The organism is Streptomyces sp. NPDC018031, from assembly GCF_044327625.1.
GTDB lineage: Bacteria > Actinomycetota > Actinomycetes > Streptomycetales > Streptomycetaceae > Streptomyces.
Genome location: NZ_JBIRFT010000011.1, coordinates 219,692 through 229,206 on the forward strand (window position 1 = coordinate 219,692; position 9,515 = coordinate 229,206).

The 9,515-nt window shown below is 75.8% G+C and carries 9 protein-coding genes; 2 read left to right on the plus strand and 7 right to left on the minus strand.

The genetic code is table 11. The annotated features are described in order from the left end of the window. Positions 1–30: 30 nt before the first annotated feature. The 6 genes from ACH4B3_RS23790 to ACH4B3_RS23815 all read right to left on the minus strand — a co-directional run bounded on the left by ACH4B3_RS23790 (position 31) and on the right by ACH4B3_RS23815 (position 4,978). Complete coding sequence (locus tag ACH4B3_RS23790) at positions 31–1,074, minus strand: redoxin domain-containing protein (RefSeq protein ID WP_398465755.1); 1,044 nt, start codon at positions 1,072–1,074, stop codon at positions 31–33. Positions 1,075–1,669: 595 nt separating this feature from the next. Further along, on the minus strand, positions 1,670–2,611 hold the full coding sequence (locus tag ACH4B3_RS23795) for a hypothetical protein (RefSeq protein WP_398465757.1): 942 nt from the start codon (positions 2,609–2,611) through the stop codon (positions 1,670–1,672). A gap of 314 nt (positions 2,612–2,925) precedes the next feature. After that, complete coding sequence (locus ACH4B3_RS23800; RefSeq protein ID WP_398465758.1) at positions 2,926–3,069, minus strand: hypothetical protein; 144 nt, start codon at positions 3,067–3,069, stop codon at positions 2,926–2,928. An 89-nt stretch (positions 3,070–3,158) separates the two neighbouring features. Continuing rightward, the gene (locus tag ACH4B3_RS23805) at positions 3,159–3,386 is read right to left on the minus strand and encodes a hypothetical protein (protein ID WP_398465760.1); all 228 of its coding nucleotides are present in this window, start codon (positions 3,384–3,386) and stop codon (positions 3,159–3,161) included. Next, positions 3,370–3,621, minus strand: a complete 252-nt coding sequence (locus ACH4B3_RS23810) for a DUF6400 family protein (protein ID WP_398465762.1) — start codon at positions 3,619–3,621, stop codon at positions 3,370–3,372. The genes ACH4B3_RS23805 and ACH4B3_RS23810 overlap by 17 nt, the downstream gene beginning before the upstream one ends. Positions 3,622–4,036: 415 nt before the next feature. Then, positions 4,037–4,978 carry an NAD-dependent epimerase/dehydratase family protein gene (locus ACH4B3_RS23815; RefSeq protein ID WP_398465764.1) on the minus strand — a complete coding sequence of 314 codons (942 nt, stop codon included), beginning with the start codon at positions 4,976–4,978 and terminating at the stop codon, positions 4,037–4,039. 475 nt (positions 4,979–5,453) lie between these two features. On the opposite strand from ACH4B3_RS23815, the gene ACH4B3_RS23820 reads away from it, so the two are divergent. Beyond that, positions 5,454–7,160 carry an ABC-F family ATP-binding cassette domain-containing protein gene (locus ACH4B3_RS23820; RefSeq protein WP_398465766.1) on the plus strand — a complete coding sequence of 569 codons (1,707 nt, stop codon included), beginning with the start codon at positions 5,454–5,456 and terminating at the stop codon, positions 7,158–7,160. Between the two features lie 355 nt (positions 7,161–7,515). Here the strand turns inward: ACH4B3_RS23820 and ACH4B3_RS23825 are convergent, their stop codons facing one another. Then, the gene (locus tag ACH4B3_RS23825) at positions 7,516–8,355 is read right to left on the minus strand and encodes an aldo/keto reductase (RefSeq protein WP_398465768.1); all 840 of its coding nucleotides are present in this window, start codon (positions 8,353–8,355) and stop codon (positions 7,516–7,518) included. 364 nt (positions 8,356–8,719) lie between these two features. Between ACH4B3_RS23825 and ACH4B3_RS23830 the strand changes: the two genes are divergently transcribed. Next, the gene (locus ACH4B3_RS23830) at positions 8,720–9,433 is read left to right on the plus strand and encodes a DUF4232 domain-containing protein (protein WP_398465770.1); all 714 of its coding nucleotides are present in this window, start codon (positions 8,720–8,722) and stop codon (positions 9,431–9,433) included. Positions 9,434–9,515: the final 82 nt, after the last annotated feature.

A 9,515-nucleotide genomic window follows, 5' to 3' on the forward strand; every position in this document is an offset into this window, starting at 1 on the left:
GCCCGCCGTCGGCTTCCGGACGGGCCGCACTCAGGCCCGGTCCGGCAGCGGCAGCGGCCGGTAGATGGGGATCCCCGCTTCCTCGAGCTCGCCCCGGATCGCGAAGAAGGCGTCGCCGAACGGGTCTTCACCCGTCACCGGCATCAGACCGCGGCGGATGGCGAGGTCGTGCGGCGCGAGGTCACCGGCCGCCGCCAGGTGGCGCCGCGCCGCGTCGGGCTTTCCGCCACGGGCGAGCCACACGCCCAGACGGGCATGCGCCCGGGCCTTCTGCTCCGCGGCCGTGGGGACGCGCAGGTGCTCGGCGACCTGGCCGGGGGTGAGGCCCGCGTCCCCCTCGGTCACCCAGCGGCGCAGCGCGTCCAGGGACGCCTGGGAGTCCAGACCGTTCATCGAGCGGAAGAGATCGGTCGCGGTCTGGGTGTCCTGCGGGCGCACGATCCGCCCCTCCTCGTCTATCCACACCACGGTCGGGACGTTGATGACGTTGTAGAGCTCGGCGACCACCCCGTCCACGTCGATCAGCGCGGGGTGGGTGACCTCGGCCTCGTCGATCCAGGGTCGGGCGTCCTCGGCGTTGCGGTCGGCGGCGACGCTGATGACGGTGAAGCCCTGGGACGCCAGCGCGGCGTGCCGCTCCTGCCAGGCCGGCAGGTCGTAGCGGCAGCCGCACCAGGAGGCCCAGAAGACCAGGGCCACCTTGCTGCCCCGGTGGTCGGAGAGGGTCGTGCCGTCGAGGGTGAAGTCCGGGGCGGCCGCCGCCGACAGTCCGGTGGCGGTGTGCCCGAGGGCCAGTACGCGCTCGGCGGCGTCGAGGACCGCGATCCGGCCGGTCAGTTCCGCGAAGGCGACGACGTCGATGCCGCCGTCCCGCTCGGCGCCGGCGGCGCGGGAGGCGGGCAGGCAGGCGTCGTCGCGGCACCAGCCGTACGACCTGGGCTCCCAGCCGAGCAGCGGACGGTCCGCGGCCGCGATGAGCCGGCCGTCGACCAGTTCGGCGTCGATCCGGTAGGTGCGTCCCGCTTCGAGCACGGTGAACATCGCCACTCCTTGGATAGTGTCTCTATCCAACATAATGGATAGTGGCGCTATCCAAGTCAAGTGTGATCGGTGAACGTCCTTCGCGGCCGAGTGCACCCGGCGGCGCGGCCGTGGACCGACCGGGTTCCCGCGCCGGAACACGGCGGGGATCGGAAGCCGGCCGGCGGCCCCCTCCGGTCACCGGCGGAGCGCCCGCCCGGCCGGTGCCCAGTGCCCGGGCCGGCCGGACCCGGCCCGGACCCGGTGGTACCGCGCCGGCGCCGCCCGGGCGCGCCGTCGCCCATGGCCACCGCGATGCGCTGCGTCCGGGAGCCCTTCAGGTCGCCGGCGACACGGACCGCGGGTGCTGGTCCTCCGGCGGGCAGTACCCGTCCGGGCCGGCGACGAGACCCGGCGGGGCGGCCGGCCCGGAGCCCAGGTCGGCGAGCACCGCGTCGGCGGTGAAGGTGCGCGTCGCTCCGTCCGGCCGCGAGGCGGTGACGTGGTGGCCCGGGGCCGGAGGCGACGGTGACGCGGTCGACGAGGACGGGACGGACGGGCCGGGCGGCGCGGGTCCGCCCACCGCCCGCACGTGACCGAGGCGCTCAGTGCGGCGGGCGGGACGGGCGGGGGCGGGGCCCCGCGGCGATCAGGACCAGTCCCAGTCGATGCCCAGAGTGCCGGGCCGCACGTCCTGCTCGGCCAGGTGGACCGTGCGGTGCTGCCCGCTCACGGTGAGCTCCCCCTGGCTGGTACGGGCCCCGCCGACCGGCCCCTGGGCGAACCGCCGGCAGCGCACCGGCAGGGCGCCGGGGTCGAACCGCACCTGCAGCGTGTAGTGGCCGCCGGCGCACGGGAAGCACTTGAACCATTCGGTGCTCTCCCCGCCGGTGCCGTCCTGGACCGCGAACCCGAAGACGTGCGTGTCCCCGGTGCGCAGCCGGGTGTCGAAGAGCAACTCGGCGACCAGGACACCGGCGCCGGTGTCCCATCGCGACCGCCCGAGGCGGCAGTCGTCCGTCGCGCGTATCCGCATCCGCCGCGGTTCACATCCGAGCTCCCCCTGGTGGATCACGAGGAAGCGGTCCACGCCGTCCCGCTGCGCGCGCACCACGTGCTGCGACTCACGCACGGACAACTCCCGTCGCGAACCGATCCGGATGCGCTCCAGGTGGCACAGGGTCCGCAGCCCGGTCGAGGACGGCGAATCCAGCTCCGCGATCAGCCGGGCGACCGATTCCGACTTCTCCAGCAGGGTCCGGTAGGAGCGTACGGGGGGCCGGCCGTCCGCGGCGGGGGCCGGGGCGAGGAGCCGGGTCAACGCCTGCGGGGGGAGTTGCAGGATGTCCTCCAGCGCCCGTACCGCGCGCAGTGATTCGGCCCGGCGGGGCACACGCGCCCCTTGCTGCCAGTAACTCAGGCTGGCGACCGCCACATGGACCCCCCGTTGCGCGAGACGGTGCTGCACGCGGTGCAGGGCCAGCCCGCGGACGGTGAGGGCGGTGCGCAGGGCGCGGTGGAACGGGCCGGTGCGCAGGGCGAGTGCCAGTTCTTCCTCGGCCGCTTCCGAGCGTCCGGTAGTCCGTCGCATCCGCGAGCCTTTCCGCAGCAGACCTGGTTCTTCAGGTGGAGGCCGGCGCCGGTGAGCGCGCACGGCCGGACGCACCGTGCCGGGTCTCGACCGCACCGGTGTCCCAGGGGCGTCGTCAGGCCGACCGGGGCCGAGGCACACCTTCCGCACCACTGTTCACACCGAGCACCAGGGATTGAAGCACGCGGGCCATGGCCGGACAACGCCCGGAACGAAGAAAGGCCACTGGTCTCAGGACGTGGGACTTCGGGGTCCGCCGGGGCGGCGAGGGGCGGCGGACGGGGCGGAGGCCCGGGCGCGCGCCCGGCGGTGCGTCAGCCGGTGCGGTCGCGGACGACGGCGGGCCGCAGCCGCTCGGGCACGCGGCCGCTCCCCTCGTGCCCGTTGCGGGGGTACACCTCGACCGCTTCGCCGGCGGCGTACCGGTGGCAGGTGGCGGCCGGGCGGACGGGGTCCATCGGCTGAGCGCGGTCCCGGCGGGGGCCGGCCGCCGGAAGCGGGCGGCGGTCCCCCTTCCGGGCGGCGTGCCACCGCGGCCCGCGCGACGTCAGCCGCGGGGCCCGCGGTCGCGGGCGGTGTCCAGGGTCCAGGCGCGGGTGCAGTTCGGGCACTGCAGATGGACCCGAGGGCCCTTGTTGGAGATCAGGTAGCGCCAGTGCTCCGGACAGCTGCGGCCCTGGGCGCAGCCGGCGCAGTCCCGCGCGTCGTCGCACCCCGGGCAGCGGGCCCAGGCCCGGCGCGCGCGGTCGGCGTGCGGATCAATGGGAAGCCGCACGGCCCGGCTCTCCCTCGGGCAGCACACCGGCCGCCACCAGCATGGCGTGGATCCGCTGCTGCTCGGCGTCCAGGCCCGAGTAGAGCAGGGTGTACGCGGCCTCCTCCTCGCGAAGGACGGCCACCGGGTCCCAGTCGGGACCGAGTGCCGCCACGACCTCGGCCCGGCGGCGGGCCTCCTCGGCGGTGAGGTCAATGGTGAAGGTCAGGTAGTCGGAATCGGCGCTCTGGTTCATGGCGGTGCTTTCGAGGGAAATCGAACGAGTTATGCCACGTCTACCAGAGTGCGCGGGGGTGGGGAAGAGGCGGAGGAATCCGTTGTTCCCCTGGGGATGCATGGGGATGAAAGGTGGAAACCATGACATAGCAACTCGGGCATTTCATGGCGAAAGCCGCATGGATTCCATCGGCTACCAAGTGGTGGATCACCGTACGGCCGGCGGCTGTGGCGCACCTCATGCGGAACCGGTCCGGCCACGCCGATGCGGCCGCCGGCCGGCCCGGGCCGCCGGCACCCGGCCGTGACCCCCGACCCCCGTCCTGCGGTCGGTCCGCCGAGCGGCGGACCGACCGGTGCCGGCCGGCGGCCGACCGCCCCGAGCCGACCGGCGGCAGCGGTTCAACGGTCCCGGTCCGGCCTCCGCCCGGCCCTCACCCGTCGACGGCCAGGCGCGCACGCCACCAGTCCACCGTCGCCCCGACCTGCTCGTCGACCGGGGTGGCCCGCACCGCGAACTCCGCCTCGTAGGCCCGCGCGTCGACGACGAACGGACGGTCGAACTGATAGCGGACCTCCCGCAACTCGCGCACCAGCGGGGAGAACACCGAGGCGACGCCCAGCAGGGCCGGTGGCACCCTGCGCACCGCGACCGGCCCCACCTCGGCCCGGGCGGCGAGGCGGTCGACCATCTCCCGGGTGGACACGGCGGGCTCCGTCGGAACGTGCCAGGCGCGCCCCCACGCCCGCTCCTCGCCCGCCACCTCCACCAGGGCCCTGGCCACATCGGGGAGGTACGTCCAGCTGTGCGGCACCTCCGGGTCCCCCAGCGTGGAGACCGGCTTGCCCCGCAGCAGGCGCGGTACCACCCGCGCGGCCAGGTGCCCGCCGTCGGTGACGCCGGGGCCGAAGAAGTCCGAGGCCCGCACCTCGACCGCCCGGATGCGTCCCTGCCGGTGCAGGTCCAGTGCCCGCTCCCACACGGCGGCGCGCACCCGCCCCTTGGGGCCGGTCGCCGCGAGCGGCAGGTCCTCCGTCATGCTGCCCGCGACCGGACCGTAGCCGTAGAGGTTGCCCAGCATGACCAGCACCGCCCCGGTGGCCTCGGCCGCCGCGCAGACCGACGCGGCCAGCGGCGGCCAGGCGCTCGCCCAGCGCGGGTAGGGCGGCGCCGCGCAACCGTAGATCACGGCCGCGCCCCGCGTGGCGTCGATCAGCCGCTTGCTGTCCGCCGCGTCCACCGCCACGTGTTCGATGCCGGGCTCCGGGCTCCGCCCCGACGTGGTGATGACGCGTACCGGATGTCCCTTGCCGGCCAGCAGCCGGGCGGTGGCCGCACCGGCCGGTCCGAAACCTATGACGACATGAAGATTCACGGCCGCACACTAACGTGACGGAGTGTCGGCTCAGCGGGCACACCGTACCGGGACCCGGAACGGCCGCGCCGCCCCCGCGGCGGCCCGCGGGGCGAGGGCCTGCCCGGGGGCGGGGTGCCGTGCCGCCTCCGCCCGGGCCGCGATGGTCCCTGGCCAGGGGTGTGGCGGCGGCCCCGGCGGGGATGTCCGGCTCGGTCGCGGGCGGACGCGGGCCGGGGCCGGGCCCGCCCGCGCCGCCGGACGCCGGGTCCCCGGTGCCGGCGCGCCGGCCGGCCGGGGCGCCACGATTCGCCCGCGAACCGGGGCGCGGCCGCTGCTAGCATGGCGGTCATGGCACGAGGTATCTGGTCGCAGAAGGTCCGATCCGCCCGCTGACGGCGGCGCCTTCCCTCTGCTGAATCCGCGCTCGCCGTCCCGGTTCCCGCCGGGCGGCCGCTGACCGCTGCCCGGCTCCACTGCGAGCTGCGGAGCACCCGTGAACCCCACCCCGAACCCCGAAGCCCTGCCCCTGCCCCTGCCCGTCGAGGCGGGCGCCGGCGCACACGTCCGCGCCGAGGGCGTCACCGTCACCCGCGGGTCCCGGCGCGTCCTGAACGACGTCTCGGTCACCGTGTCCGCCCGGTCACCGGTCGCCGTCGTCGGCGAGAACGGCCGTGGCAAGACGACGCTGCTGCACGTCCTCGCCGGTCTGATCACCCCCGACGAAGGCACCGTGCGCCGGGCCGGCACGATCGGCCTGGCCCGCCAGGAGCTGTCCGCCCGTGCCGGGGAGACCGTCGGCACCCTGACCGCGGCGGCGCTGGCCGCCTCGCGCGCGGCCCTCGGCGCCCTGGACGAGGCGGCACGCGCCATGACCCAGGGCGACCCCGCCGCCGGCGACCGCTACGCCGCCGCGCTCGACGCCGCCACCCGGCTCGACGCGTGGGACGCCGAACGCCGCGTCGACGTCGCTCTCGAGGCCCTCGGTGCCTGCACCGACCGCGACCGGCCGCTGCCCACGCTCTCGGTGGGGCAGCGCTACCGGGTCCGGCTGGCGTGCCTGCTCGGCGCGCGGCACGACATCCTGCTGCTCGACGAGCCGACCAACCACCTCGACGCCGACGGGCTGCACTTCCTGACCCGCAGGCTGCGTGAGCACGACGGCGGCCTCGCCGTCGTCAGCCACGACCGGGCGCTGCTGCGCGACGTCGCGGACCGGTTCCTCGACCTCGACCCGACCCGGGACACCAGGCCGCGCCTGTACGCCGGCGGCTACGACGCCTGGCAGGACGCCCGGCAGGGCGAACGGGAGCGCTGGGAGCAGGACCACGAGGAGCAGCAGGCCGAGCACCGGCGGCTGCAGGACGCGGTGTCCAGGGCCCGCGACCGGCTCGCCACCGGCTGGCGGCCGGAGAAGGGGACCGGCAAGCACCAGCGCCAGTCCCGCGCGCCGGGCGTGGTGCAGGCGCTGAACCGTCAGCGGGAGGCCCTGGAGGCACACCGGATCGACGTGCCGGAGCCGCCGCCGGCGCTGCGCTGGCCGGAGCCGGGGGTCCGGCCCGGGGCGCCGCAGCTGCGGGCGCACGGCGTCGCCGTCGACGGGCGGCTGGCCGGCCCGGTCGACCTCACCCTCGACGGCGGCGACCGGCTGCTGGTCACCGGGCCGAACGGCGCCGGGAAGTCCACGCTGCTCGCGGTACTGGCCGGTGCGCTGGACCCCACCGCCGGGCACGTCCGGACGGCGAACGGGACGCGGGTGGTGCGGGTCGGCCAGGAGACCGCCGAGCTCGACCCGGAACTCACCGCCCGCGAGGCGCACGCCCGCCGGGTGGGGCGGCTGGTGGCCCGCGGGGCGCTCCGCGACGCCGACGCCGTCCCGCTCGGTGCGCTCGGACTGCTGGACTCCGACGCGATGCGCATCCCGGTCGGGCGGATGTCCCAGGGGCAGCGGCGGCGCCTGGACCTGGCGCTGGCACTGGCCGGGCGGCCCGGGCTGATCCTGCTCGACGAGCCGACCAACCACCTGTCGTCGGCACTGGTCGACGAGGTCACCGCGGCCATCCGCGCCACGAGCGCGGCCGTCGTCGTGGCCACCCACGACCGGCAGTTGCTGCGCGACCTCGCGGACTGGCCGCGGCTGGAGGTGGCCGGAGGCCCGGTGCCGCACGTCCGGTCCGGCGCGACCCGTCCGCCCGCCGGGTGACGCTCCGGCCGGGACGACGGGCGCGCGCCGACCGGACGCCGACGAGCCCGGAGGAGCAGCCGGCCCCGCGGAGTCCCGCGGGCCGGTGCCCGCCCGGCCGGTGCCTCCCGTCGGCGGGAGGCGCCGGCCGGAAGGGCCGGGGGAGCCGCCCGCGAACCGGCGCGGGCACCGGTGCCGCGGCTTGGCCGGCGCCGCCGGACAGCTGCCCGTCAGCGGAGCGCCGGGGGTGCCGGGGGAGGGGTGAGGGACTCCGCGTCCCTCACCGACCTCGGACAGAGAGCCGAGGGCGGAGAGGGAGCCGGCCGTCCGGCGGGGCGGCCACCGGCCCTGCCCCCGCCCCGCCGGACGGGCACCCCTACTCCGGCTCCGACAGCCGGTCCAGGCGGTCGCGGTGGGCCGGGTCCAGACGGAGCGCCGCCGCGGCGAGGTTCTCCGCCAGGTGGTCGAGCCGCGCCGTGCCCGGGATCGGAAGGAGGACCGGCGAGTGGCCGAGCAGCCAGGCGAGCGCGACCTGCGTGGGGGTGGCGCCGGCCTCGGCCGCCACGGCGGCGATCTCGGCCCTCGCCCCGGCCTCCCCCCAGGCGACCGGGCGCCACGGCAGGAACGCGATCCCGGCCGCTTCGCACGCCGCCAGCACCGGCTCATGCTCCCGGTCGAGCACGCTGTAGCGGTTCTGCACACTCGCGATGTCGACGATCGCCCGTGCCCGGGCGAGTTCGTCGACGGTGACCTCGGACAGCCCGATCCGGCCGATCCTGCCCTCGTCCCGCAGCTCCCGCAAGGTGCCGACCTGGTCGGCGAGCGGTACCTCCGGGTCGACACGGTGCAGTTGCAGCAGTTCGAGCCGCTCGACGCGCAGCCGGCGCAGGGCGCGCTCGACCTGATCGCGCAGCACCCGGGGACGCCCGTCGAGCTTCCACTCACCCGCCGGGCCGGACCGGGCGACGCCGACCTTGGTCGTCACCAGCAGGTCGTCCGGATAGGGGTGAAGGGCCTCGGCCAGCAGTTCCTCGTTGGCTCCTCCGCCGTACAGATACGCGGTGTCGATCAGGGTGACGCCCGACTCGACGGCCCGCCGGGCGACCGCGATCGAGGACTCCCGCTCCGGCCCAGGCTCCGTCGGCAGGCGCATCGCCCCGAAGCCGAGCCGCCGGACCTCCAGATCCCCGCCGATACGAAACACAGCCGATGTCACGTGCCGTCTCTCCCCTCGTCCGGGGGCCACGCTAACAGCACGGCCGGAGAGGGCCGTTCGCGTCGCGGTGGCCGTTCGCCACGGCCACGCGGCGCCCGGACCGCCGCCGACCCCGGGCCGGCCGCGTACATGAAATCCCGCGCCGCGGACATACGCATCACGAGGCTCTGGCCCCACCTCCCCCGGGGCCAGAGCCTCCACCCCGGCGCGACCGCGGTGAGCTGCCCGAAGGCACGGCAGGGCGCCGTTAGCGGGCGTTAGTGGTACGTCAGCGGAGCGGCAGCGCGGGGACCCAAGCTGTGAGTCGTCCGGATGCCGCACCTGGCGCCGGCCACACCGACCGCACCACAGGGGGAGTCTCTCCATGCGTACCGCCACCATCAGCCGCCCCGCCGTACTCGCCGCGACCGCTGCCGCCGTCCTGGGGCTCTCGTTCACCGCCTTCGCCGGGGAGGACGGCGGGAAGCACCAGGGGGCCGCATCCGCCAGGGCGGCCGGCGCCGGCGAGGTGGGAAGCGTCACGACCGCCGGTGGTGCGGCCGCGCCGGGCAAGGCGGGCGAGGTCACCGCCGGCTCGGAGAACCCCGACTCCGGCTCCTCCGCTGTCGCCACGCAGGCCGGTGCCAGAAAGCGGACCGGCGGCAAGACCCCGGTCTGCGCCGCGGACGACGTGAGGATCTCGGCGGCGAAGCAGGCCGGTGTGCCGACCACGCACATCACGCTGACCGCGACCAACGTCTCGGGCCGGGCCTGCACCCTGCTGCGGTACCCGCTGATCGCCTTCGGCGACCTGCAGACCGCCAAGGACGTGCCGTCGGTGGCCAAGAGCAAGCCGGGCGCCCCGCTCGTGCTGAACCCCGGTGCCCCGGCGTACGCGGCCGTCCGCGTCAACGACGGCGGCGTCGACGAGAAGACCCGCACCGTCACCTCCTTCTACGTCAACCTCTTCGCCGCCGACGGCCCGGCCGAGGGCAGCAAGGTCGTCACCGCTCCGCGGGGCGGCATCGCGGTGGACGACGCGGTCGCCAAGACCGGCTACTGGACGCACGAACTGCGCAACGGCGCCGACGATTTCTAATGGAGTTGTCAAGCAGCAAGCGTGACGTGTGGTACTGGGCTGTAGCACCGTCCGTCACGAAGCAGGGCCCATAGGACGTTGA